We start from the raw sequence: 23,686 nt of genomic DNA on the forward strand, positions 1-23,686 counted from the left end.
TGCGACCGGTTTCCCTCCTGGCCGGGGTGCACACTGGTCGTGACCACAGCCTGAGGCTCACTGCGCCGCCCGCGATCCGGGCAGTGCGGCCCCCACAAGCGAGGCGCGGATCACCCGCCGCCCCTGACCTCGCCGCGCGAGGGCGTTCCTGTTGATTGACCTTCTCTCGATCAGGGAGGACCCGGTGAAGGCCCTGATCGGGCGAACCCCAGACCGCGGGCGGCAGGTTCACCTTCCGCGGCTTGGCCTCACGTCTCTGAGCCCGACCCAATGGCTTGCCATCGGAGTCATCGGGTGGGCCGCGATCGCCAGCTCCAGCCTCGTGATCGCGGCGTTCGTCGCCGACGTCCCAGGCGTGACTCGGTTGGCCATGGTGGTGGCGGCCCTCGGCATGTATGCGCCGCTCATCGGCGTAGCGCTGAACCGTCGGTTCGCCCCGGTCTTCCTGCTCACCCTCCCGGCGGCGGGTGAGGCCTTCGAACTGGCTCACGTGGGCGAGCCGATCATGCGAGACATGCGCAACTCGCTGATGCTCGCGACCGTCATCGTCGCGGGAGCGGCGGCCTATCGCGCGGACCGGCGGGTCGTGGCGGCGACCCTTGGCGTGTATTTCGCCGCTAAGACCTTCACGCTCACCATCCGACCGGACCTGACGGGACAGCTGTTCTTCGCCGAGTTCCCGGCGACGGGCCTGTTGGTCGGCCTGATGTGGGTGGTGGGCGCGGCCGTCCGACGCCGCCAGGCCGCCGAGCTGCGGGTGGCGGAACTGGCGGAGCAGGCGCAACTCGCCCGCGAGCGCGAACGGTCCCTGCTGGCCCGTGAACTGCACGATGTGGTGGCCCACGAACTCACGATCATCGCCATGCAGGCCACGTTGATGCGGATGAGCACGGAGCCCGACGACGTCGCCGCGGCCCGCCAGGTCATCGAGGAAACGTCGCGGCGCGCCCTCGACGAGCTCAAGAGGTTGCTGCTCGTCCTGCGCACCAGTGACGTCCTGCCTGAGACGGCCGCGGCGCAGCAGGCCTCGGTCGCCTCGGTCGTCCAGGCGATCGCGGAACAGCTCCGCGGCCTGGGCCACGAGGTGACCGCGTCCTGTCAGGCCGGGGCCCTCCCGCGAAGCGTCGAACTGGCCGCGGACCGGGTGCTGCGGGAGACCGCCACGAACATCGTCAAGCACTCTCCCGAGGGTTCCTCGGTGTCGATCGAGGTCGTGGACGACGGCGCGGCGCTGTCGATCGTGGTCGCCAACACCGTCACCGATCACCGCGCGCGTGGCTCGATCTCATCGACCCACCTCGGCCTGCCGGGCCTGGAGGAGCGGCTGTCCCTGCTGCGGGGCACGTTCAGCGCCGGCCGCGAGGGAGACCGTTGGGTCGTCCGGTCGGTCATTCCGCACCGTCCCGGCGACGCCCCGCCCGCGTCGCCCGAGTAACGGGCCCGCGTGGCCGGCCCGACTCCGCGCCCGTCTCGTCGTCCGAGGAGGGCGAGCGCCGTCTTGGACGGGTGATCCAACTTTCGTCGGAATGTCACGGCCCGCACCCCGGCGAACGAGGGATTCTCGCCGTCTCGGCTGGCTCGGGGCCCGGGCCGCGCCGCATGCTGATGGAGCCGGGTAACAGGGGACTCGGCACCTGACCTGACGGTCACCCTCCCGCTACGGGGGACGGGGAGCGAACAGGCCCGGATGAGACAGGAGCTTCGCGTTCCTGCTCGTCCGGGCCTGTTTGCGTCTGGTCAGAAAGTTCACGGGGCGAACATGACACTGCGGCGGACCCACCCCCACGATGGGTCCGCCGCAGTCTTGCGAAGGCGCCGACCGCACGACGGCGCGCTGAGGAAGTCAGAGGGCCTTGTCGAGGCGGTCCAGGCCGGTCATCTCGACCAGGACGTCATCGATGGCCAGGACGAGACCGAACTCGATCGAGGTGACGCCGCACGTCGGGCACTGCGCCGGACGTACGCCCGGGTGGCTCGCGCCGGGCAGGACGTCGATCGCCGAGTCACCCGCGGCCTGACAGGTGGGGCACGCGGCCGTCACCTGACCGGACGTGGCGGGAACCGCCGCCGGGATCTCGCAGGAGGCGGCGGCCCGTGCCGCAGCGGCGGTGCGACGACCGCGCTCGATGGTGGGCCTGCTGATCGTGGCGCTCATGCGGCTCATGACTCTCTCCCCTGCTTCATTCGTGGGTGGCGTTGGCTGCCGTCACGCCCTGCAAGTCGGCCGCCAATTCGGCTGGCTAAGTGCGGAAACCGGGGCTTTAACAACTCTTGACGATGTTTACCGTCGCCTTGAATCTCCCCTTGACTTCCCATGGTGAACAGCGGGGCAGCCGCAGGTTCTTTGCCCGGATCGGCCTCTCGGCCGGCCTCATTCAGGGAGCGCCACGGTCCTGGCCGGCGCCTCGTCGACGGCCTGGACGGCCGCATCCAGCCGGTCAAGCCGCGTGATCCGATCCAATTCGGCCTGAATGGCGACGGCCAGGTCCCACTCCACGGAACACAGTCCGCACGTGGGGCAGACGGCCCGTCCCGGCTCCGGCGTACGTTCGTTGCTTGTCGCTTCCGGATCGTCCCATCCCAGGCAGGTCGGGCAGGTGCCGATGTACGCCGCGAGCGTCTCCGCGTCGCGAACGGCCTGAAGGGCGGAGGCGGCCGAGCGTGGGCCGATCATCGCGCTGTGCGTGTCCATGACTGAATCCCCTAAGAAACTGCGTCGGCGCACCCAGCGCCGAACGATCCCCAATAACGAACGCATTCCCACGTGCGTCCGACACTCCTATCGGCGAACTGTTCCGACGTCTTAGACGAATGTCCTGAAATGCGTCGCTCTCCCCGGAACAGCCAGCGGTGATCTGGACGAATCACCAGTTCGAGGGCGGTCGGCGGAGCGCGGTCGAGGCTTTGGCGCCGGGCGTCGCACGCGCCCGGTGAGAACGCCTAGGAAGCGCGCGAGAATGCAGCTATCGTCTTGGTGCATAGGGTTATTCGACGCGGAGGATGGATGGTGCGGAAGCTGCGGCCGGGCGTCGCTGTCGGCGTCGCCGCCGTGCTCCTGGTGGGTACGGCGGGAACGGCCGGCATCTCCCGGCTCGGCGCGTCCCCTGCGGCCACCGATGTGCCGACCCTCGCCGAGGCCCGACGCGACGCCGCCGCGGCTGCACCGGCAGCACCGGCTGCCCGGGGCGCCGCCGGTCCGAGCTACGCCACGGACCGTCCGGTCCAGGCCACCCCCAGCGCGGGCCCGCCCCCGTTGCCGCTGACGACCGACGACTACGGCGATCCGAACGCGGTCATCATCCGCGTCCCCGACCGCGACTACGGCAGCGGCTACCACGGCGATTACGGGGTCTACCACCGAGAGACCTCGCCGCCGGACCAGCTCGCCGCGGCGGCCGCCGCGAGCAACGGCTGCCTGGTCGTCGGTGACTCCATCGCCACGTTCGTGGTCCGGGATCTGGTGGCCGACCTGCGGCGTACGTCGGGGGACGAGTGCGTCTACGACACGTGGCCGGGGCGGGCGACCGAGGGAACGGCCAATGCCCTGCTGGAGATCAAGCGCAAGCACGGCCTCCCGCCGCGGGTGATCGTCATGAGCGGGACCAACGACATCTTCAACCCGCCGCTCTTCGAGCGGCAGATGAACCGCCTCATCGACGGGATCGGGCCGGGGCGCGAGATCATCTGGGTCAACACCTTCGACTCGCGGCGTCCCACCACCGAACAGTCCGCGGCCGACGAGCGCAACACCGCCTGGATCAATTCGGTCCTGCAGGCCAAGGCCGCCCGCACGCCCGCCCTGCACCTCGTGCGCTGGGACTCGCTGTTCCGCGGCGACGCGCACAACGTCGAGGTCCTGCTGTCCGATGGCGTCCACCCCAACGCGGCCGGCATCGACGCGATGGTCGACCTGGTGCGGGCCTCCCTGGCGGCCCCCGGCGGCGACAGCTGACCCGGCCGAGGCCGGCTCCAATCCCGGTGTGACCTTTGCCGGTCCAGGCTCGTTCAAGCGGCATCGGCGCCCGCGGCTCACGATACTGACTGCCATGACCGACGCCCCCGCCACGGAACTGCAGACCGGCCCCGAGTCCCTCGCCTCCCTCGTCGAGGAGTCCGTCGCGCTCGCCCACCGCTGGTACGCCGCCACCGAGGCCGGACAGACCCCGGCGGAGCGCGCCACGACCACCCAGCTGGCCTCGCTCGTGCGCGACGAGACCGGTTTGGACCTGGCCGTGAAGTTCGTGGACCGGGTGGCCCGCCCGGAGGACAGCCGCGTGGCGGCCCGCGACCTGGCCAGGATGTCGGCCAAGGACGCCAAGGGATTCCTCGGACGGCTGGATCGCAGCCTGCTGGCGATGGGCACCGTCGCGGCGCCGCTGGCGCCCCCGCTCGTCGTACCGCTGGCTCGCTGGCGGCTGCGCCAGATCATCGGCCACCTGGTGGTGGATGCGCGCGACCCCGCGCTCGCCGAGCACCTCGCCGCGCAGCGGGCGCAGGGCTTCCGGCAGAACGTCAACCTCCTCGGTGAGGCCGTGCTGGGCGAAGCGGAGGCGGCCAGCCGCACCCGGCGTACGACGCAGTTGCTCGAGCGGTCCGACGTGGATTACGTCTCGATCAAGGTGAGCTCGCTGGTGTCCCAGATCTCCACCTGGGACACGGAGGGCACGGTGAACCGGTGCATCGAGCGGCTGCGGCCGCTGTATCGGGTCGCCGCCGCCAAGTCGCCGAAGTCCTTCGTGAACCTCGACATGGAGGAATACCGGGACCTCGACCTGACGATGGAGCTGTTCACCCGCCTGCTCGACGAGGAGGAGTTCCTCGACCTGGAGGCGGGGATCGTGCTGCAGGCGTACCTGCCCGATGCCCTGCCCGCCATGGAACGCCTCATCGCCTGGGCGCAGGACCGTCGCGCCCGGGGCGGGGCTCGCATCAAGATCCGCCTGGTCAAGGGCGCCAACCTCGCGATGGAGCAGGTCGAGGCGCTCATCCACGGGTGGAAGCAGGCGCCCTATCCCACCAAGGACGACGTCGACGCGAACTACCTGCGCTGCGTGGAGCGTTGCCTGCGCCCGGACTTCGTCGACGCCGTCCGGCTGGGGGTGGCCAGCCACAACCTCTTCGACGTCGCGATGGCGCACCTGCTCAGCGAGCGCCGCGGCGTGGCCCACGCGCTGGACGTGGAGATGCTGCAGGGCATGGCGCCCTCGCAGTCCCGCGCGGTCAAGGACGACGTGGGCACGGTCCTGCTCTACACCCCGGTCGTCGCACCGGAGGACTTCGACGCGGCGGTGGCGTACCTGATTCGGCGGCTGGAGGAGAACGCCAGCGAGGAGAACTTCCTGCACGCGCTCTTCGCGGCGCCGGAGCCTGGGGTGCCGGAGCCGGGAGCGCCGCAGCCAGGGTTGCCGCAGCCAGGCGTGCTGCGGCCGGGCGCACCCGAGTCGGGGGCGCCGGCGCCCGGAGCGCCGGGGCGGGAGGGACCGAGCGGTACGGCGAGCGGGGCGGGGCACGACTCGCCCATGACCGACCAGGAGCACCGGTTCCGGGCGAGCGTCGAGCGCGCCCTCGACGTACCCGTCGGGGCGCGTCGGTCGACGCAACGGCGGCCCATCACCGACACGTTCGCCAACACCTCCGACTCCGATCCCGCGCTGCCCACCACCCGCGCCTGGGCGCGGGCCGCCCTCGACGCCGAGCCGAAGCCGCTGACGAGCCCGATCCTGGCGTCCAGCGAGGACGTGGGCCGCACCGTCGAGGCTGCCGTCCGGGCGCAGGAGGCGTGGGCCGCGCGGCCGGCCATCGAACGGGCCAAAGTGCTGCGCGAGGCCGGCCGTCAGCTCGAGGCGCGCCGCGCCGAGCTGCTCACGATCATGGCCCACGAGGGCGGCAAGACCGTCGCCGAGGGCGACCCCGAGGTGTCCGAGGCGATCGACTTCGCCACCTATTACGCCGACAGCGCCCTCGGCCTGGAGCACGGGCCGTCCTGCGACGGTGCGGCGTTCACCCCCGACAAGGTCGTCCTCGTCACGCCCCCGTGGAACTTCCCCGTGGCGATCCCGCTCGGTGGCGTCCTGGCCGCACTGGCCGCAGGGTCGGCGGTCGTCATCAAGCCGGCCCACCCCACGGTGGGCTGCGTGGAGGTCGGCGCCGAGGCCCTCTATGCCGCGGGGGTTCCGCGGGAGGCGCTCCAGGTCGTGCGGGTCGGCAGCCGCGACATCGGGCGGGAGCTGGTCGCGCACCCCCAGGTCGACACGGTGATCCTCACCGGTTCCAGCGAGACGGGCGCGATGTTCGCGTCGTGGCGGACCGACCGGGCGGCCGGACCCCGCGTGTACGGCGAGACGTCCGGCAAGAATGCCCTCGTCATCACCCCGGCGGCGGACCTCGACCTGGCCGTGGCCGACCTGGTCAAGTCGGCCTTCGGGCACGCCGGCCAGAAGTGCTCGGCCGCCTCCCTGGCCATCCTCGTCGGCTCGGTGGCCACCTCGGAGCGGTTCCGGCGCCAGCTCGTCGACGCGGTGAGCTCGCTGCGGGTCGGCTGGCCGGACGACCTCGGCGTCACCATGGGCCCGGTCATCGAGCCGCCCGAGGGCAAGCTGCTGCGCGCCCTCACCACGCTGGAGCCCGGCGAGTCCTGGCTCGTCGAGCCCCGCCGGCTCGACGACACCGGCCGGCTGTGGTCGCCGGGTCTGAAGGAGGGCGTGGCGCCGGGATCGTTCTTCCACCTCACCGAGGTGTTCGGCCCCGTGCTCGGGCTGATGACCGCCCGGAACCTGGACGAGGCGATCGAGCTGCAGAACGCCACGGCGTACGGCCTGACCGGCGGCCTGCACAGCCTCGACGAGAAGGAGATCGACCGCTGGCTCGACGCCGTCGAGATCGGCAACGCCTACGTGAACCGGCACATCACCGGCGCGATCGTGCGGCGCCAGTCGTTCGGCGGATGGAAGCAGTCCGTGCTGGGGCCGGGCGCGAAGGCGGGCGGGCCGAACTACGTGGCGCAGCTCGGCACGTGGCGACCCAGCGGCGCCCCGCAGCGCCTCGGCGATCCGGACGGGGCCACCCGGCAGGCGCTCAAGGGCCTGCTGCCGCTCCTCGACGAGCGCGCCGATCGCACCTGGCTGCGGGCCGCGGTCGGCAGCGACGCCCACGCGATCGAGACCGAGTTCGGCCGGGCCATCGACGAGTCGCACCTCGTCGTGGAGTCGAACGTCTTCCGCTACCGCAACCAGCCGCTCGTGTGGGTGCGCACCTGCCCCGGGGCTCGGATCGCCGAGCTGCTGCGGGTCATCCTCGGCGGCGTCGCCACCGGGACCCCCGTGCGGGTGAGCCTCGACCCGGACACCTCCGCCCACCTCAAGGGCCTCGACGGGCGCGACGACGAGACGAGCGCCGCGCTGCGGGTGCTCAACCCGCACGTCGACCGGGCCGAGACCACGGCCCAGTTCCTGGCCCGCGTGGACCGGGAGGAGGTCGGCGGCGGCCGCATTCGCATCGTCGGCGAGGACCCGGCCCTCGTGCGCGAGTTGGCGCAGGCCGACGGCACCGGGATCACCGTCTTCGCCGGTCAGGTGCTGGCGACGGGTCGGCGCGAGCTGCTCGTCCTGCTCCGCGAGCAGGCGGTGAGCCGCACGATGCACCGGTTCGGGCACGTCGCTGGGACGAAGGCGGGCGGTCACCCGGTCGAGTGAGTCACCGTCCCGCCGCGGTGGCGCGGCGCGGCCGCAGACGCCGTACGTCGTGAGCACCCGGCGTACGGCGTTCCGAGCCCGCTGCAATCTCCGCGGAAGTGATGCAAGTCTGCATGTTATGCTGCAAACATGCCCCGAACCATTCAGATCCGCGACGTCGACGACGAGGTGTATGACGCGTTGGCGCGCCGCGCCGCCGACGCGGGCCTGTCGGTCCCGGAATATCTGCGCAAGGAGGCCGAGCGCCTCGCGGCCCGGCCGACCGTGGGCGAGTGGCTCGACCGCACGCGTCGTCGGTCGGGTGCGCGCACGCCGCGCGACACGCTCGAGGCTCTGGACGAACTCCGCGGGAACTGGCCGGCGTGATCGTCGTCGACGCGTCATGCCTGTATGAAGTGGTTGTCGACACCCCCCGCGCCGAGGCCATTCGCGAACGGCTCGCGATCGATCCCGAACAGGCCGCGCCGCACATCGTCGACATCGAGGTGTTCGGGCTGATCCGCCGCGACTATCTCGCGGGGACGATCGACGAGACGCTGGCCGCCCTGGCCGTCGAGGACCTCCGCTCGTGGCCGGGTGAACGCTTCGGTCATCGAGCGCTGCTCACCCGGGCGTGGGAGTTGCGGCACGGGGTGCGGGGCTGGGACGCGGCGTACGTCGCACTGGCCGAGATCCTCGACGCCACGCTGGTGACGCTGGATCGGCGCCTGGCGCGCGCCACGGGGCTGCGGTGCCGCATCGAGGCGCTCGGATAACGACGCCGACGGTCACTGCCCCGCCGGCTGAGGGTCACGGCTGGTGCCGGCGCCTCGTCGTACGGGTCAGGGTTGGCGGGGACGACCGGCTATTCGTCGTCGGGGCGCACCACCAGCTCGGCGACGTGGACGAGGAACTCGTTGCCCGCGGGGTCGCGCAGCATGGTCTCGGTGGGCCGCGGGGTCGGGGGCGCGGGGGCCTGCGTGGCTCCGCGGGCGAACAGCGCCCCGAGATCGTGGGTCGCCACGCGCGGACGCAGTCGGCAGACCCCCTCCCCGCTCGGCGCGTCCTGCCGGGCGAACACCAGCGAGTCGATGAGGGCCCCCGGCACGGGCTCGACCCATGCGTAGTCGTCGTCCGCGGAGGCGTGGTACGGCGCGTCGAGCAGGTCCGCCCACCACGCCGCCGCGACGCCGGGATCGGGGGTGTCCACGACGAGGTCGAGGATGCGGCGCGCCCGGCGCAGCCCGGGGCTCGGACCGGGCCCCTCGACCGGGAACGCGCAGATCTCGCAGCCCTCCGGTCCGACGAGGACCACCCACGGGTACGACGACGCGTCCACCACCTGCGCGCCTAGCTCCAGGAACCGGGTGATGTGTTCCGCGGAGACGTCGACGTGGATCGCGCACCGCTGCGCGTGCGGCGGGGCCGGGCGGATCCAGAGCGCGTCCCAGGCATGCTCGCCCGCCAGGCGCACCGCGTCATTCACCGGGGACTCGATCGTCATGTCGAGCGCCGACGCCCAGAACCGGGCGACGGCCGGTACGTCGTGGGCGTCCAGCCACAGGTCCAGGAACCGCGCCGCCGCTGTCATGGCCGACCCACCCACTCGGGGAGCGCGCGGCTCCAGACACCGACGAGGAACTCCTCGTCCGTGTGCGTCACGACGCGGGTCCACCCCCGCTCGGCCAGGGCGTCGCCCAGTTCGCGCTGCGTGCGGGCCCCGGTCTGCCGGTAGCCGTCGCTGCGCAGCCCCCAGTGCACCCCGACCACGTCCGCGTCGGGCGTGGCGATCGCGCTGACCAGGTCGTAGGTGGCGCTGCGGTCGGCCGCGTCGAGGTAGTAGAGCACCTCCGAGAGCACGATGAGATCCGGTCGTACGTCGGGGGTGGGCGCCGCCGGCAGCGCCGACCTCACGCAGGCGACCCCCGGCCACTCGGCGACCCGGGCGCGGGTGATCCGCACCGCCTCGGCCGCCGCGTCGGTGGCGAGGACCCGCTCGCAGCGGCCCGCCAGGCCGACCGTGAGGTGGCCGGTGCCGCACCCCGCGTCCCACGCCTGCGCGTAGCGCTCGCGGCGCAGGCAGGCGAGCACGAGGGCGATCTTGCGCCGTTCGTACCAGCTCGTGCCGACCTCCCACGGATCGGGGTCGGCGACGTAGAGGCGCTCGAAGTCGAGCGCGGCTCGGGCCCTGCCGGGGGCCGGGTCGGTCATGGGGTCGACCGCCGCGAGGCGACGTGCATGCTGCCAGCCTAGGTCGCCGAAGGGGGGTGTGCGTACGGCCCCAGGTTTCGCTAGCGTGGCCGGGAGACGCGGCTCGCGGTGCGCACAGCGGTTAGCACCGGCGGCCCGCCCAACGGGTGAGGAGACGGGCGTGGACACGACGGTTCAAAACCCCGGCACGCGGCGACACGTGGAGACCGAAGGTCAGCGCAGCGTACGGATCCCGCACGCCGTCGAGTCGGTGCCCCTGGTGCGGGCCATCCTCAACGAGGACTTGGTCGCCCGCGGCATCGACCCGGTCATCATCGGTGAGGTCGAGACCGTCGCGTCCGAGCTCGTTGCTAACGCTGTCAAGCACGCGAAGGCGCTCGGCGACGGCTGCGTTCGGGTGCGCTGGAAGGTGAAGTCCGGCACGGTCGAGGTCGAGGTGAGCGACGGCGGGGGGCCCAGTTCCGTGCGGCCGGTGCCCCCCTCGCCGTGGGCCGCGAGCGGCCGGGGCCTGCGGATCGTGCGCAGCCTGGCGCACGAGTGGGGCGCGCAGGACGACAAGAACGGCCGCACCGTCTGGGCCGCCCTCGGCGGGCCTTCGCGGCGCCGCCGGCTCTGACCCATGGGCAAGGCATCCCGCAAGAAGCGGCAAGCGGCCGCCGGGCAAGCGGCCGTCGCCGGCGCTTCGGGCGGCACCGGGACGCGGCCGGCGCCCGCGCCGTACGTCGTACGGCCCTTCGCCGACCTGCCCGGCGAGATCAACTGGGTGGCGATGCGCGAGATCGTGCCCGCGGCGACCGCGCCCCTGACGCTGCGCGCCGACCTGCCCGGGGTCCCGCCCGACGCCCCCCGCGACGTGACGCTCTGCACCGTGCTGCCGATGGCCTGGCCCGGCCTGCGGCGCGCCGACGGCCGGGCCATGGTCGCCCTGCAGACCGTCCAGTCCGGCGGCGACCCCTCCCGCGACGTCGCCCAGGCGCTGCTCGCGGTTCTCGCCGCCGAGCCGGGCACTCCGGTGTCGGGTCTGCCGCCGGCGACCGCGGCCACGCCCCGGCTGCAGGATCTGGTCGAGAACGACGAGCCGCTTGCCGTGACCGTGCACGAGGACTTCAGCTTCTGGATCGCCCCCGACACCACGCTGGAGGCGGACGCCAAGGCCTCGCTGGAGGAGGCCAATGCGGCGATCATCCCGACGGTCAAGATGGCCGCGGCGGACTCGGCGTACTGGTGTCGCGTCGGCGAGCGCACCCACATCCGGTGGATCCTGCCGCACGACGAGGACGTGGCGACGAACGCCCTCGCCCGACTGCACGCCGCTGGCGCCGACACCCTGGGCGACGGCACCCGGCTGCTCGGCGCCTTCCGGGCCGCCGGGCTCCTGTGCCCGGTCTGGGACCTGGATCCGGCGCAGGACGCGGCGGCGTACGAACGGCCGCTGGCCACGCTCGTGGCGGCCATGGACGCGGCGTTGCCCGACGCGCCCCTGTCCGCGGAGGAGCGACGCGCGCGCAACGGCCTGCTGAGCCGGCAGCTCACGCTGCGCTGACGCGCCCAGGCTCGCCAACCTCCTCCTTTTTATTCAGCACAGTGCGGGACCAAGGGCCCGGTTCGCCGGACGGCGACCCTGCTAATGCGCGCTGGAGCTGCGTGAACCCGGGCAACCGCGGCGCCGTACGGGCGTGACCAACGACTCACGCGCGACTCCTCTAAATGACATCGGGCGCGGCTAGGGTGGGGCTGATCGAGGACGACCCCACGAAGGAGCACGACGGCCCATGTTCTGTTATCAGTGCGAGCAGACCGCGCACGGCACCGGCTGCGTCACCAAGGGCACCTGCGGCAAGCTGCCGGCCACCGCCGCGGCGCAGGACGAGCTGACCTACGAGCTGATGCGGCTCGGTGCGGCGATGGCGGCCAGCGGAGCCGAGCCCACCACCGAGCAGATCGTGCTCATCATGGAGGGCCTGTTCACCACGGTCACGAACGTGAGCTTCGGCGCCGAGAACTCCAGCCAGCTGGCGGCGCGGGCGCAGGCAGCCCGGCTCGCGATCGGCGGCGCCGGTGCCGCGGCGGGCCTGGCGTTGGAGGCGGTCTCCGGGCCCGAGGACATCTTCGGCCAGGACGGCGTGGAGGGCTCCTGCCGCAGCCTGATCGTGCTCGGCCTGCGCGGCATGGCGGCGTACGCGCACCACGCGTACGTGCTGGGCTACCGGGACGCCCGCGTCGAGGCGGCGCTGGTCCGGCACCTGGCCGCGGCCGGTCGCCACCACACGGTCGAGGAATGGCTCGGGCTCGTGCACGACTTCGGCATGGACAACTTCGTGTGTATGGAGCTGCTCGACAACGCCAACACCGGGTCGTACGGGCACCCCGAGCCCACCCCGGTCGGGATGACCGTCGAGCCCGGGCCGTTCATCGTTGTCACCGGCCACGACCTGCACGACATGAAGATGCTGCTGGAGCAGTGCGAGCCCGAGGGTGTGGCGGTCTACACCCACGGCGAGATGCTGCCGGGGCACGGCTACCCGGAGCTGAAGAAGTACACGATGCTCAAGGGCAACTTCGGCACCGCCTGGCAGAACCAGCAGAAGGAGTTCAAGGGCGTGCCCGGCGCGTTCCTGTTCACCACCAACTGCCTCATGCCGCCCAAGCACAGCTACGCCGACAACGTGTTCACGACGTCGGTGGTCGAATACCCGGGCCTGGCGCACGTGCCCGCCGACGAGTCGGGGTGGAAGGACTTCGGCCCGGTCATCGCGCGGGCCAAGGAGCTGGGCGGGTACGCCGAGGCCAAGACGTTCACCGGGCTCAACGGCGGGTCGCAGCTCATGACCGGGTTCGGCCACGCCGCCGTGCTGGCCGTGGCCGACCAGGTCGTCGCGGCAATCAAGGACGGGCTGGTCAAGCACCTCTACCTCGTCGGCGGCTGCGACGGGCGCGAGCACGGGCGGGACTACTACACCCACCTCGTGGAGCAGACTCCGGCGGACTCGCTGGTCCTGACGCTGGCCTGCGGCAAGTACCGGTTCAACGACCTGGACCTCGGCGCCATCGGGCCGTTCCCGCGGATCATGGACATGGGCCAGTGCAACGACGCGTACTCGGCCGTGAAGGTCGCCAGCGCCCTGGCGGACGTGTTCGAGTGCGGGGTCAACGACCTGCCGTTGACGCTGGTGCTGAGCTGGTACGAGCAGAAGGCCGTCTGCGTCCTGCTGTCCCTGCTGTCGCTGGGCATCAAGGACATCTACCTCGGCCCGTCCTTGCCGGCGTTCGTGTCCGCGGACGTGCTCGACGTGCTCGTGGAGCAGTTCGGGATCCGCCCGATCTCGACCCCCGACGCGGACCTGGCGGCCATGGCCGGCTGAGGAGGATCACCTCTCGGGCCCGGCGCCGACGCTGTTCGGTGCCGGGCCCTGTCGTGCCGTCTTTGGTCGAATTCCGCTGCGTCGCAGGGTGTTTCCCGAGGGCGCCGACGTACCCTGGCCGCGTCCGCCCCACGTCGGGTGGGACGGCTGAGCGCGGGAGCGGGACCATGCGGGGAAGCATGCGCACGGCGGTGGTGGGGATCGCGGCGGCAGCGAGTTTGGGGTGCGGGGTGGCGCAGGCGGCGCCGGCGGGGCCGGTGGGGCCGGTGGTTTCGACGGCCTCGGTCGCGCCGGTGGAGCAGGACGAGACGGGTACGTCGACCGGGCCGGAGGGTCGCGCCGATCGAGGCCGGGACGACAGCAAGCCCCGCAAGTCCGCGGGGTTCGTGCCCGTGCGCGAACTCCCGTACGGCGTCGCGGCCATGGTCGCGCCGGCCAAGGGGGAGCTGTGGCTCCTTGAGGGCAACGCTGCGAGCGGCCTAACCCTGCAGCACCTGAAATCCGGGAGGTGGACTTCCCAGGAGGTGGCCTCGGCCGGGGAGAGAAACGGTCGGGAGGAATTGGCCGCCACGGCCCGCGACGACGTCTGGCTGAGCCTCGCCGGGAAGCTTCGCCACTACGACGGCAGCACGTGGTCGAACGTCGCACTTCCCCCCGGCCCGGACGGCACCCTGGTGAGTGCCGGGGTTCTGGCGACGGTCGCTCGTGGGACCCTCTACGTCGCCGCGCAGGCGAGGTCGTGGCCGGCGGGTGGCCACATCCTGCGGTATGCCAACGGGGCGTGGACCGATCTCGGATCGGTGGGGGGATCGTCGACCGCGCGCTTCGTCGTGCGGGCGGTCGTGGCGGTCGATGACGGCGTCTCCGTCCTGGTCGACTGGCAGCGTGGAAGCACGGTGTAGGACTATCTCAAGGGTTCGTGGACGCAGGGGTTCAGCGTCGGCTCCCGGGGGATGGGGTCGTACAGCGTTGTCGGCGGGTTGTTCGTTTCTTCCGGCTTCCAGCACCTCACGCTGGGGGGAGCCGGCTTCGGGGGAATGCTTCCCACCTGTCGCCGGTGGTCGCCCAGCAGCACCGAGAAGTGCGAATCCACGGTGGTCGCGGGCGCCTCCGCCCAGCTCAAGAACGGGTCCATCGTCATCGGCGGCAACGACTACCGGACCCCGTGGTACCCGCCGGGACCCGGGAAGGGCGTCGCCACGGAGGGGACGTTCGTGCTGCGCGGCACGGATGGCGTCGAGCGGCAGATCCCCGGCGATCCCGGCTCGCGGACCGGGCTCATGATCGCCGAGCGGCACCACAACGCGGCCTGGGCGGTCACCGTGGTCGACCGGCCGACGGGGCCCGTCTTCACGCTGCAGCGCTACGAGGGCTGATCGGGCGCCCGCCGCGCTGGCCGACTTTTGTCGGATTTCTTTGGGTTGCAAGGTGTTTCCTGTGCGAGTCCGACTTACCCTGGCCACGTCCGCCCCACGTCGGGTGGGACGGCGGGAGTGGGGGAGCAGGACATGAGGGGAAGACTTCGCGCGGCTGTGGTGGGGATCGCGGTAGCGGGCGGCGTGGTCGGTGGGACGGCCGGGTGGGCGCAGGCTGCGGCGTACCCGCAGGAGGCACCGGCAGCGCAGCCGGCGGCGTTCGCGCAGGTGGCGCCGGGAGTGCAGGACGAGGACGGTACGCCGGAAGAGCTGGCCACCCAGGCGAACCGCGGCCGGACTGCCAAGGCGGCGGAGAAGGCGTCGGCGGGTTTCGTCCCGGTGCGCCAGCTTGTCGATCGGCCGCTGGCGGGGGTGTCCCCGTCCAAGGGTGAGTTGTGGCTGGTGGAGAACAGCGGGCCGACGGAGCCGATCCGGCTGGAGCACCTGAAGTCGGGGCGGTGGAGCACCGAAGAGGCGGCGCCGGCCGGCTCCGACCGCGGCTCGATCTCGATGGCCGCCACGGCCCGGGATGACGTGTGGCTGAGTGCCGCCGGGACGTTGCGCCGCTACGACGGCGCCGCCTGGACGCCGGTGGCCACCCCGAAGGGCCCGGGCGGTACGCCGATGGTCGCCAGCGCCCTGACCGCGCCGTCGCGGGGCACCCTGTACGCCGCGCTGCGCGCCGGGTGGCAAGACCCTGCGCACGTGTACCGGCACGCCCAGGGCCGGTGGACCGACCTCGGCGTACCTGCGGGGGCGGGTTCGTACTTCAGCCCGATGAAGATCGTGGTCGTCGATGGTGGCGTGTCGGTGCTGGCCTACAACTACCGGGCGATCGACGCCTATGACTACGTGAACGGGTCCTGGTCGCCCGGGCGCCAGGTGGGCTTCAACGGCGGTGCGCAGTACAGCACCGTGGGCGGCTACTACGTGAGCTCCGCGTTGCGTCACCTGGTGCTCGGCGGGTCGGGCTTCGGAGGTCAGCTGCCGCGTTGCCAGAAGTGGACCCCCAAGGGCGACGAACAGTGCGTCTCCTCGGTGGTCGCCAGCGCCTCCGCTCAGCTCAAGAACGGTACGATCGTGCTCGGCGGCCATGACTATCGGACGCCGCAGAGCCCGCCGGCGCCGCCGCAGCGCGACGTCGAAGGCACCTTCGCGCTGCGGGGGACCGACGGCAGCGAGCGCCCCATCCCCGGCGACCCGGGCCGAAGCACCGAGCTGGTCATCGCCGAGCGGAATCAGAACGCCGCGTGGGCGGTGACGTACGAGTACGGCTCCGCCGGGCCGGTCTACACCCTGCAGCGCTACGACGGCTGATGGCGGCTCGACGTCTGGCTCCGCTCGGGCGGGGCGCCCGGCGGGGGCGGAGCACTGGCTCGGCGGTGCTGGGCGTCGTGGTGGCGGGAAGCCTGCTCGGTGGCATGGCCGGGTGGGCGCCCGCTGCGTCGTACGCGCAGGGGGCCGTCGCGAGGGTCGCGGAGGGGGGACCGGACGAGGGCGGTACGCCGGAGCGGCTGGCGACCCCGGCCGGCCGCGGCCGGGCCACCAAGGGGACGAGGGGTTTCGTCCCGGTGCGTCGGCTCGTTGATCGGCCGATCGCCGGCGTGTCCCCCTCCAGGGGTGAGCTGTGGCTGGTGGAGAACAGCGGGCCGGCGGAGCCGATCCGGCTGGAGCACCTGAAGTCGGGACGCTGGAGCACCACGGAGATCGCCCCGCCAGGCTCGCGCCCCGGCGGGATCGCGATGGCCGCGACCGCGCGGGACGACGTGTGGCTGAGCGCAGCCGGCACCCTGCGCCGCTACGACGGCGCTACCTGGACGCCGGTCGTCACCCCGAAGGGGCCGGACGGTACGCCGATGGCCGCCAGCGCCCTCACGACGCCGTCGCGGGGCACCCTGTACGCCGCACTGCGCGCCGGGTGGCGCCAGGCTCCGCACATCTACCGGTACGCCCAAGGCCGCTGGACCGACCTCGGTGCCCCCGTCCCCGACTCGCTGACCTACTTCTCGCCGGAAGAGATTGTGGTCGTCGAGGGGGGCCTGTCAGTGCTGGCCCGTATCCAGCGAGTCCATGAAGCCTTCGACTATGTCGACGGGTGCTGGACCGCCGGGACGCGCGTGGCCTTTGGCGACGGTGGCCAGTCCAGCATGGTGGGAGGCTTCTACGTCGACTCGAGCTGGCGCCATCTGGCAGTGGGGGGTGACGGTTCCCTCGGCAGCTTCCCTGCCTGCAAGATCTGGTCCGCTCGTGGGGAGGAACCGTGCGTCTCCTCGGTGCTGACGAGTGCCTCCGCACAGCTCAAGAACGGCTCGATCATCCTGGGCGGCTATGACTACACCGCCCCGAAAAGCCCATTCGTCCCCGGCCCGGCCCGATTCACTGAGGGAAGCTTCGCGCTCAGGTCCCCGAGCGGCGCGGAGCGCCCCATTCCTGGAGACCCTGGTCAGGGGACCGAGCTGGTCATCGCCGAGCGGAATCAGAACACCGCGTGGGCGGTCACCTTCGACTTCAGTCCCACCGGGCCGGTCTACACCCTGCAGCGCTACGACGGCTGAGCACCTTCTGGGCAGCTGTCAGGGCAGATGACGCGTCGTCAGACCGACGCATAACCTGTCCTGACGGCTGCCCACGGGTGTGGGTCGTGGGTCTGCCCGCTGTTCACGGGCCGGGTGCGGCATGGGTGCCTAGCGGCGCAGCAGTCTCAGGCCAGGCCCGCCTCGCGGTCCAGGACCTCCTCGTCGACCTTGGTGCGGCCCCACGGCCAGGCGCCCGGAATGGCGTGCGTGATGATCCACGCGCACCAGATGCCGAACAGGGCGCCGATGACGATGTCCGAGGCGTGGTGCATGGCGCGGTACTCCCGCGCGTACGCCACCAGGAACGGCCACACCAGGCACACCGCCTGCACGACGAGGCGCAGCGCCCGGTTGCGGATCCGGAACGCCAGCAGCGCGAGGGTCCAGTACAGCGCGAACGCCGCCGCCGTGTGCCCGCTGGGGTAGCTGGAGGTCGGCGGCGCCGCGTCAAGGTGAAGTTCCTTGGGGGGGCGCGGCCGGTCCGTGAGGTTGGTGACCGGCACGAACACCGACGACTCGAGCGTCAATGCCGAGATCGGGGCCAGCGCCAGCCACCACTTCTTGGTCAGCAGCCACACGAGCAGCGAGTAGAAGATCCCGAAACCGATGGCGAAGAACGTGTCGGTTGACGTGGACCAGACGTGCGTGACGGCGTCCATCGTCGGCGTACGACCCGCCGCCACCTGGCGGTTGACCTCGTCCTCGGCGGGCAGCGCGTCCCAGACCTTGACGATCAGCAGTCCGATGACGAACAGCACCACGGCCGCGATGATCCCCGGCACGACGGCCCGCTTGAGCAGGCTCTTGGCCACCTCGCCGACGGTCGGCCGAGGTTCGTGCTCCCGGGCGTACGGATCGGTCCGAGACGGGGATTCGGCGCGCCCACCGAAGTCGCTGTGCTGCATGAGGTGCTCCTAGTGCGCGGGTCACGCGGGGCGCGCGGCCGGTTTGGTGGTGGGGCGGTGCCGGAATCCGGCGTACGAAGCCGTCGTCAGTCCCGCGGCCAGGAGGATCCCGGCGGTGACGTCCGAGGGAAAGTGCACCCCCAGGAACACCCGGTCCAGGGCGGTGAGCACGACGAAGGCCGCGCCGATCGCCGCCACGGTCCAGCGGATCCACGGGGGCCGCTCGGAGAGCAACGGCCAGATCATGACCAGGACGGTGGCGGTCGCCATGGCGGCGTTGAAGGCGTGCCCGGACGGGAAACTGAACCCGGGAGCGGAGCTGACGGGGTCGTCGTACACCGGTCGGGCCCGCTCCACGATGAGCTTGACCTGTAGCCCGAGGTTCCAGCCGATCAGCATCGTGAACAGCCCCCAAAGGGCGCGGGCGCGCAGCCCGGATCGCCACACCCAGACGACGGCGGGGACGGCCAGCAGGTAGACGTGCTGCGGGACGAACGCCTCCTGCCAGTTCAGGAGCGCGGTCCGCAGGCCGTCGTCGTCGCGAGTGACGTTCGTGGCCTGGCGGATCAGCTCGTTGTCCAGCCTGACCAGGGGACCCCATTTGCGGGTGACGATCACGGCCAGCACGCCGACCGGGAGGCAGGTGACGACGGCAGTGGCGAGCCCCCGGCCGAGACGAGGCGCCGCCGCGCGCGCGTGCGACCGCCAGCGGTCGCCGCGGGTGGTCCCGGCGACGGACTCGGTGGTCTCCGTGGGCTCCGTCGCGGCGCGGCGGACCTCCTCCGGCCCGCGGGTCCCCGCGTCGAGTTCCGGGCCGCTCACTGGGCCTTGGCCGGCGCGTCGGCGACCGCGCCGGTGGTGTCGGTCGCGTCCGCGGCGTCGGCGGCATCCGCGTCGGTGGGTTGCGGGACCACTCGTACGACGAGCGCGTGCTGGCGCACCCCGAACGTCAGGACCAGCCCGGGTCCGATGTGGTCGCCGTCCAACTGCACCTCCTGGCCCTGGTCGAGGGTGACCGTGAGGCGCTCGCAGCGGTGGTGCTCGACGCGGGGATGGCCCTTGCGGTGCTTGGTCAGGATGCTCGCGCCGACCCCCGCCCAGCCGACGACGCCCTTGGGCGACAACACCACGGCGTCGAGGGCGCCGTCGTCCACCTCGGCGTCGGGGAGGAGCTCGACCCCGCCCTGCAGCCGCCCGCAGTTGCCGACGATGATCGAGCGGATGTCGCGGTGCTTGGCCGGTTTGCCGTCGAACGCCAGCCGTACGCCGAAGCGGGGGCCGTCGAGGTTCTTCAGCCCCGAGACCAGGTAGGCCGCCCAGCCCATGTGCGCCTTGAGATCCTCCGGCGCCTGGGCCATGACGTCGGCGTCGAAGCCCACGCCGGCCATGACCAGGAAGACGTAGTCCTTCGGCTGGTCCTGGGTGTCGCCGGGCACGACCACGTTGATGGTGCCGATGTCGATGGGTCGGTCGTCGCCGTCCAGCGCCACGCGGAACGCCTCCGCGATGTCGTCGATGGGCAGGTCCAGGTTGCGGGCCAGCAGGTTGCCGGTGCCCCCGGGCAGGAGACCGAGCGGTACATCGCTGTCGACCAGGGCCGCGGCCACCGCGCGCACCGTGCCGTCGCCGCCCAGCGCGCAGATCAGGTCGGCGCCCCGCTCGATCCCCTCGCGGGCCTGACCGGTCCCGTTGTCGTCTTCGGTCGTCTCGATGAGGATCGGCTCCTGCCAGCCCCGCTCCTCGCAGACCCGCGCCAGCGTCGCTCGCACCTGGTCCAGGTCGTCGAACTTCGTCGGGTTCACGATCACCGCGGCCAGCTGACGGTCGCGCGGTGCCGGGGCCGCGGGGTCTGTCGGCGGGGTGCGCATGGGCACCGGCACCTGCTTTCCCGAGCGTGAGCTCACGAGGGCAACGACGATCGCCACCACGGCCAGCACCGCGATGGCGATCACTCCGGTCAGGTCATTCACCCCTTGAAAGTACCCTGAACAGCCCCCTTTCAATCCGCGCCGGAACTGCCGTGGCAGCAAACGCATTCGTGTCGGCTGTGGCGCCGCCGATACGCTGAGGCTCGTGATCGACATCAAGCTGCTCCGTGACAACCCCGATTCGGTGCGCGCCTCGCAGGTCGCCCGCGGGGAGGACCCGGGGATCGTGGACGCGATCCTGGACGCCGACCGGCGACGCCGCGAGTCCCTGTCGGAGTTCGAGCAGCGCCGCGCCGAGCAGAAGGCCACCAGCCGCGAGGTCGGGGCCGCGATGGGCCGGTTGCAGGGCGCCAAGAAGGGCGGCGAGAGCGCCGAGATGCTGGCCCGGATGGAGGGCGAGGCCAACGCGGCGCGCCGGTACGCCGGGGAGCTGTCCGACCGGGTCAAGCAGCTGGAATCCGAGGCCGGCGACGCGGACACCCAGCTCGGCGCCCTCATGCGGCGGGTCGGCAATGTCATCATCGACGGCGTCCCGGCGGGCGGCGAGGACGACTACGTCGTGCTGGAGACGCACGGCACCCCGCGCGACTTCGCGGCCGACGGGTTCGAGCCGCGCGACCACCTGGACCTCCTCGAGGGCCTCGGCGCGGTCGACATGGGGCGCGGCGTCAAGGTGGCCGAGTCGCGGTTCTACTACCTGGTCGGGCAGGGTGCCCGCCTGGAGGCGGCGCTGATGAACCTGGCGCTTGCCACGGCGTACGCGAATGGGTTCACCCAGCTCGCCGTACCGACCCTCGTCAACCGGGGCACGATGGCCGGCGCGGGCTTCCTCGACGCGCACGAGGACGAGGTCTACACGCTCAAGCATGACGACCTGTTCCTCACCGGGACCTCGGAGGTCGCGCTCGCGGGCTTCCACGCCGACGAGATCGTCGACCTGTCGGCCGGGCCGAAGCGCTACTGCGCCCCGTCGACGTGTTACCGCCGGGAGGCGGGCAGCTACGGCAAGGACACCAAGGGCGTGATCCGGGTCCACCAGTTCCAGAAGGTGGAGATGTTCGTCTACTGCCGGCCCGAGGACGCCGAGGCCGAGCACGCGCGGCTGCTGGGGTTCGAGCGGGAGATGCTCGACCTGATGGAGGTGCCGTACCGGGTCATCGACGTCGCCGCCGGAGACCTCGGCGGGCCCGCGGCGCGCAAGTTCGACTGCGAGGCCTGGGTGCCGACGCAGGGCAAGTACCGCGAGGTGACCTCCACGTCGAACTGCACCACGTTCCAGGCGCGGCGACTGGGCATCCGGGAGAAGCGAGAGGGCCGCACCGAGATCGTGGCGACTCTGAACGGAACGCTGGCGACGTCGCCGCGGTGGCTGGTCGCGCTGGTCGAGAACCATCAGAAGGCCGACGGCACCGTGGCGGTGCCGGCGGCACTGCGGCCCTACCTCGGCGTCGACCTGCTCGTGCCCGGCGGACGCTGAGCCGCCGGTTGGGCTGAGCGCGTCGGGGTGCGGGTTCGGGGGTGAACGAGACGGGCGAGTTGGACAGGCCGGGCGAGATCGGCGAGAGCGGCGACGCGGAGGCCCGCCGCGCGCTGAAGGCCGCGTGGGACCGAAGCCGGGGCTACTCGTGAATCCAGCTCGTCCCGATCCTCATCATGTCGGTCAACTTCTACACCTCGACATGGGTGCGCGTTGTCGCCCTCGCGCTGGTCCTGGCGTGGCTCACGGGCCGCTGGGCGAGCCGCCGACGGTTCCGCTCGGACGCGCCACTCCGGCGGGCGATCGTCGAGCAGGCCGCGCTGGGCGAGGTGATCATCCGGCTCGACGACGGGGCGCTGTGGGGGTTCCGGGTGGCGCCCGACATCCTGCCGCGGTTGCGCGAGGGCGCGGTGCTCGTGCTGCCCGACCCGACGGAGGGACCGGTGGTCGCCGCGCTGGCCAGCACGCTGCCGGGGAGCCCAGAGGGCTTCGCCGGCAAGGGCTGCCGGCTGTATCGGCCGGCCCCCGCGGCGTACGTCGCTCCCGTCGCCGCCCTCGACGGCGACGGGCACAGCGAACTGTCGGAGGATCAGGCCCGGGCCTTCTCGAGCACCGCATCGCTTTGTTGGGCCGCAAGGTCAGCCCGCGGCGGCGCCGGGTGCTCGCCGACATCGGGACGCAGCCTCTGCTCGAGGTGGTGGTCATCGCGGAGTACCGGCGCCGCCGCGCCGAGGTTCGCACCGGCGACGGGCGCCGTTTTGGGTGGCCGCTCGCGCGCGACGCCGTGCTGCTCGGGCAGGGCAAGCGGGTCTGGGCCACGCGGGTCGAGGAGGGGCTGTACGTCGTACTGGTGACCGTGACCGACGAGGGCCGGCGGGCCGAGGTGATCTGGCCGACCGGCCCGGCCGTGGCGAACGAGCCGCTCTCCCCGGCGAGCCCAGTTCTCCCCGACGGCGCGCCGTGACCCTCCCCGCCGTGCCGGATCCCGGCCCCGACGACCCGGCCCCCAGGGATCCCGACGGGGAGGCGCGGCGCGTGCTCCGTGCCGCCTGGGATCCGGGAAGCCCCGTCAAGTGGTGGCACGCGTTCATCGCGATGGCGATGGCCGGGAACATCGCCGCGCCGGTGGAGCTCCGGGCCGCCGGCCTGGCCGTCATCGTTGCCCTGGCGGGGGTGGCTTGGCGCGGACGCAACTCGTTCCCCGATGGGGCGGTGCGGCGCGGGGTCGTGTCGCGGTCTCACGCCGGAGAGGTCGTCGTTCGCCTCGACGACGGCGCCCTCTGGGGGTTTCACGTGGAACCGGACCCGGGCGCGCTGTTGCCGGAGGGCGAGGTGGTGACCCTGGCTGAACCGCGGGAGGGTCCGGTGGCGGTGGCGGTGACGAACCAGCGCACCGGGCGTCTCGAGGGGGTGACCGGTCGCGATTGTCGGCTCTACCGGCCGGCGTCCGCGACGTACGTCGTGCCGGCGGGCGAAGCCGGCCCCGCGGAGACGCTGACGCGGGAGCAGGCGGAGGCGTTCCTGCGGCACCGGCTCGGGTTGCTCCGCGGGCCGGTGAAGATGTCCCCGCGTCGTCGCGCGGTCGTGGCGGAGGTCGGCAGTGAGCCGGCGCTGGAGCTGGTGGAGGTGGACGCCGTGTGGGGCCAACGCCTGCGGGTTCGGACGGCGGACGGCGGCCTGCTGGGTTGGCCGATCCGGAGCGGGGTCGTGCTGCTGAGCGCCGGCGCCCGGGTGTGGGCGACGCGCCCGCTGGACGGGCTGTACGTCGTGCTCGTGGTGCTCACCGATGGCGGCCGCCGGGCCGAGCTGGTCTGGCCGCAGGACCGCGCCGTCGCCGAGTGACCCGCGCGGCTCCCAGGTGCTGGGTCGGATCCATGCGGAACTCGTCGCCCGGCGCCGCGACGCTCCCCGCAACCATGGTGATAACTCCGCAACCATGGTGAGGGTTTGGGCCGCGGCGAGGCACGTGTGGTGATGACTCCGCAACCATGGTGACGCTTCCGCCGGACGTCGGCGACGACCCGATCTACGCTGGTCAGATCGACGAAGCGCAGGCCCGGCGCGAACTGAGGACGGCCCTGAAGGCGCGGCGCCGGCAGCAGCAGATCGGGATGGTGGCGCTCGCCGTGGTCGTGCTGCTGG

22 protein-coding genes are annotated in these 23,686 nt (G+C 72.1%); 15 read left to right on the forward strand and 7 right to left on the reverse strand.

Going from position 1 to position 23,686, the window contains the following annotated elements:
• Positions 1–322 precede the first annotated feature (322 nt).
• Positions 323–1,435 carry a hypothetical protein gene (locus tag IPK37_08585; protein QQS02346.1) on the forward strand — a complete coding sequence of 371 codons (1,113 nt, stop codon included), beginning with the start codon at positions 323–325 and terminating at the stop codon, positions 1,433–1,435.
• A gap of 408 nt (positions 1,436–1,843) precedes the next feature.
• Here IPK37_08585 and IPK37_08590 read toward each other — a convergent pair whose 3' ends face one another.
• Together IPK37_08590 and IPK37_08595 are read right to left on the reverse strand one after the other, a co-directional pair.
• Positions 1,844–2,164, reverse strand: coding sequence for a hypothetical protein (locus tag IPK37_08590; protein ID QQS02347.1), 321 nt, complete (start codon positions 2,162–2,164; stop codon positions 1,844–1,846).
• Between the two features lie 207 nt (positions 2,165–2,371).
• Complete coding sequence (locus IPK37_08595; protein ID QQS02348.1) at positions 2,372–2,692, reverse strand: hypothetical protein; 321 nt, start codon at positions 2,690–2,692, stop codon at positions 2,372–2,374.
• A 312-nt stretch (positions 2,693–3,004) separates the two neighbouring features.
• Here IPK37_08595 and IPK37_08600 point away from each other — a divergent pair, with 312 nt between their 5' ends.
• From IPK37_08600 to IPK37_08615, 4 genes are all read left to right on the forward strand, one after another.
• Positions 3,005–3,952 (forward strand): hypothetical protein, encoded by a 948-nt coding sequence (locus tag IPK37_08600; GenBank protein ID QQS02349.1) that lies wholly within the window; start codon positions 3,005–3,007, stop codon positions 3,950–3,952.
• Positions 3,953–4,046: 94 nt separating this feature from the next.
• Entirely contained in the window at positions 4,047–7,691 is a 3,645-nt protein-coding gene (locus IPK37_08605) for a proline dehydrogenase family protein (GenBank protein QQS02350.1), read from the forward strand.
• 129 nt (positions 7,692–7,820) lie between these two features.
• A complete protein-coding gene (locus IPK37_08610; GenBank protein ID QQS02351.1) occupies positions 7,821–8,057 on the forward strand; it encodes a hypothetical protein in 237 nt (78 codons plus the stop codon).
• Entirely contained in the window at positions 8,054–8,446 is a 393-nt protein-coding gene (locus IPK37_08615) for a type II toxin-antitoxin system VapC family toxin (protein QQS02352.1), read from the forward strand. The genes IPK37_08610 and IPK37_08615 overlap by 4 nt, the downstream gene beginning before the upstream one ends.
• 89 nt (positions 8,447–8,535) lie before the next feature.
• Here IPK37_08615 and IPK37_08620 read toward each other — a convergent pair whose 3' ends face one another.
• Together IPK37_08620 and IPK37_08625 are read right to left on the reverse strand one after the other, a co-directional pair.
• Positions 8,536–9,261 carry a hypothetical protein gene (locus IPK37_08620; protein QQS02353.1) on the reverse strand — a complete coding sequence of 242 codons (726 nt, stop codon included), beginning with the start codon at positions 9,259–9,261 and terminating at the stop codon, positions 8,536–8,538.
• Positions 9,258–9,881 (reverse strand): methyltransferase domain-containing protein, encoded by a 624-nt coding sequence (locus IPK37_08625; GenBank protein QQS02354.1) that lies wholly within the window; start codon positions 9,879–9,881, stop codon positions 9,258–9,260. The genes IPK37_08620 and IPK37_08625 overlap by 4 nt, the downstream gene beginning before the upstream one ends.
• Positions 9,882–10,080: 199 nt before the next feature.
• Between IPK37_08625 and IPK37_08630 the strand changes: the two genes are divergently transcribed.
• The 7 genes from IPK37_08630 (at position 10,081) to IPK37_08660 (ending at position 17,213) form a co-directional block, all read left to right on the forward strand.
• Positions 10,081–10,497: an ATP-binding protein gene (locus IPK37_08630; protein QQS02765.1), complete on the forward strand. Its 417-nt coding sequence runs from the start codon at positions 10,081–10,083 to the stop codon at positions 10,495–10,497.
• 3 nt (positions 10,498–10,500) lie between these two features.
• The gene (locus tag IPK37_08635; protein QQS02355.1) at positions 10,501–11,424 is read left to right on the forward strand and encodes a topoisomerase II; all 924 of its coding nucleotides are present in this window, start codon (positions 10,501–10,503) and stop codon (positions 11,422–11,424) included.
• 229 nt (positions 11,425–11,653) lie between these two features.
• On the forward strand, positions 11,654–13,243 hold the full coding sequence (gene hcp / locus IPK37_08640; protein QQS02356.1) for a hydroxylamine reductase: 1,590 nt from the start codon (positions 11,654–11,656) through the stop codon (positions 13,241–13,243).
• Positions 13,244–13,410: 167 nt separating this feature from the next.
• Positions 13,411–14,145 (forward strand): hypothetical protein, encoded by a 735-nt coding sequence (locus tag IPK37_08645; protein ID QQS02357.1) that lies wholly within the window; start codon positions 13,411–13,413, stop codon positions 14,143–14,145.
• Positions 14,146–14,196: 51 nt separating this feature from the next.
• Positions 14,197–14,619 carry a hypothetical protein gene (locus IPK37_08650; protein ID QQS02358.1) on the forward strand — a complete coding sequence of 141 codons (423 nt, stop codon included), beginning with the start codon at positions 14,197–14,199 and terminating at the stop codon, positions 14,617–14,619.
• Between the two features lie 132 nt (positions 14,620–14,751).
• A complete protein-coding gene (locus IPK37_08655; GenBank protein ID QQS02359.1) occupies positions 14,752–15,975 on the forward strand; it encodes a hypothetical protein in 1,224 nt (407 codons plus the stop codon).
• Positions 15,975–17,213, forward strand: coding sequence for a hypothetical protein (locus IPK37_08660; protein QQS02360.1), 1,239 nt, complete (start codon positions 15,975–15,977; stop codon positions 17,211–17,213). Before IPK37_08655 ends, IPK37_08660 begins: the two co-directional genes overlap by 1 nt.
• Positions 17,214–17,359: 146 nt before the next feature.
• On the opposite strand, the gene IPK37_08665 is transcribed toward IPK37_08660, so the two are convergent.
• Genes IPK37_08665 through IPK37_08675 form a run of 3 tightly spaced genes read right to left on the reverse strand, consistent with a single transcriptional unit; the run spans position 17,360 to position 20,175 of the window.
• Entirely contained in the window at positions 17,360–18,139 is a 780-nt protein-coding gene (locus IPK37_08665; GenBank protein QQS02361.1) for a phosphatase PAP2 family protein, read from the reverse strand.
• 21 nt (positions 18,140–18,160) lie between these two features.
• A complete protein-coding gene (locus tag IPK37_08670; protein ID QQS02362.1) occupies positions 18,161–18,961 on the reverse strand; it encodes a phosphatase PAP2 family protein in 801 nt (266 codons plus the stop codon).
• The gene (locus IPK37_08675; protein ID QQS02363.1) at positions 18,958–20,175 is read right to left on the reverse strand and encodes a diacylglycerol kinase family lipid kinase; all 1,218 of its coding nucleotides are present in this window, start codon (positions 20,173–20,175) and stop codon (positions 18,958–18,960) included. Before IPK37_08675 ends, IPK37_08670 begins: the two co-directional genes overlap by 4 nt.
• Before the next feature lie 37 nt (positions 20,176–20,212).
• On the opposite strand from IPK37_08675, the gene serS reads away from it, so the two are divergent.
• The 3 genes from serS to IPK37_08690 all read left to right on the forward strand — a co-directional run bounded on the left by serS (position 20,213) and on the right by IPK37_08690 (position 23,386).
• Entirely contained in the window at positions 20,213–21,544 is a 1,332-nt protein-coding gene (gene serS, locus IPK37_08680; GenBank protein ID QQS02364.1) for a serine--tRNA ligase, read from the forward strand.
• A gap of 622 nt (positions 21,545–22,166) precedes the next feature.
• Entirely contained in the window at positions 22,167–22,508 is a 342-nt protein-coding gene (locus tag IPK37_08685; GenBank protein QQS02365.1) for a hypothetical protein, read from the forward strand.
• 11 nt (positions 22,509–22,519) lie between these two features.
• Entirely contained in the window at positions 22,520–23,386 is an 867-nt protein-coding gene (locus IPK37_08690; protein QQS02366.1) for a hypothetical protein, read from the forward strand.
• Positions 23,387–23,686 lie beyond the last annotated feature (300 nt).

Source organism: Austwickia sp., from assembly GCA_016699675.1.
Classification (GTDB): Bacteria; Actinomycetota; Actinomycetes; order Actinomycetales; family Dermatophilaceae; genus Austwickia.

What these genes read in the sequence shown, in the direction of transcription:
- IPK37_08590 (QQS02347.1), bottom strand. Translation starts at nt 2,164, where the DNA reads ATGAGCCGCATGAGCGCCACGATCAGCAGGCCCACCATCGAGCGCGGT.
- IPK37_08595 (QQS02348.1), bottom strand. Translation starts at nt 2,692, where the DNA reads ATGGACACGCACAGCGCGATGATCGGCCCACGCTCGGCCGCCTCCGCC.
- IPK37_08600 (QQS02349.1), top strand. Translation starts at nt 3,005, where the DNA reads ATGGTGCGGAAGCTGCGGCCGGGCGTCGCTGTCGGCGTCGCCGCCGTG.
- IPK37_08605 (QQS02350.1), top strand. Translation starts at nt 4,047, where the DNA reads ATGACCGACGCCCCCGCCACGGAACTGCAGACCGGCCCCGAGTCCCTC.
- IPK37_08610 (QQS02351.1), top strand. Translation starts at nt 7,821, where the DNA reads ATGCCCCGAACCATTCAGATCCGCGACGTCGACGACGAGGTGTATGAC.
- IPK37_08620 (QQS02353.1), bottom strand. Translation starts at nt 9,261, where the DNA reads ATGACAGCGGCGGCGCGGTTCCTGGACCTGTGGCTGGACGCCCACGAC.
- IPK37_08625 (QQS02354.1), bottom strand. Translation starts at nt 9,881, where the DNA reads ATGACCGACCCGGCCCCCGGCAGGGCCCGAGCCGCGCTCGACTTCGAG.
- IPK37_08635 (QQS02355.1), top strand. Translation starts at nt 10,501, where the DNA reads ATGGGCAAGGCATCCCGCAAGAAGCGGCAAGCGGCCGCCGGGCAAGCG.
- hcp (QQS02356.1), top strand. Translation starts at nt 11,654, where the DNA reads ATGTTCTGTTATCAGTGCGAGCAGACCGCGCACGGCACCGGCTGCGTC.
- IPK37_08645 (QQS02357.1), top strand. Translation starts at nt 13,411, where the DNA reads ATGCGGGGAAGCATGCGCACGGCGGTGGTGGGGATCGCGGCGGCAGCG.
- IPK37_08650 (QQS02358.1), top strand. Translation starts at nt 14,197, where the DNA reads ATGGGGTCGTACAGCGTTGTCGGCGGGTTGTTCGTTTCTTCCGGCTTC.
- IPK37_08655 (QQS02359.1), top strand. Translation starts at nt 14,752, where the DNA reads ATGAGGGGAAGACTTCGCGCGGCTGTGGTGGGGATCGCGGTAGCGGGC.
- IPK37_08660 (QQS02360.1), top strand. Translation starts at nt 15,975, where the DNA reads ATGGCGGCTCGACGTCTGGCTCCGCTCGGGCGGGGCGCCCGGCGGGGG.
- IPK37_08665 (QQS02361.1), bottom strand. Translation starts at nt 18,139, where the DNA reads ATGCAGCACAGCGACTTCGGTGGGCGCGCCGAATCCCCGTCTCGGACC.
- IPK37_08675 (QQS02363.1), bottom strand. Translation starts at nt 20,175, where the DNA reads ATGCGTTTGCTGCCACGGCAGTTCCGGCGCGGATTGAAAGGGGGCTGT.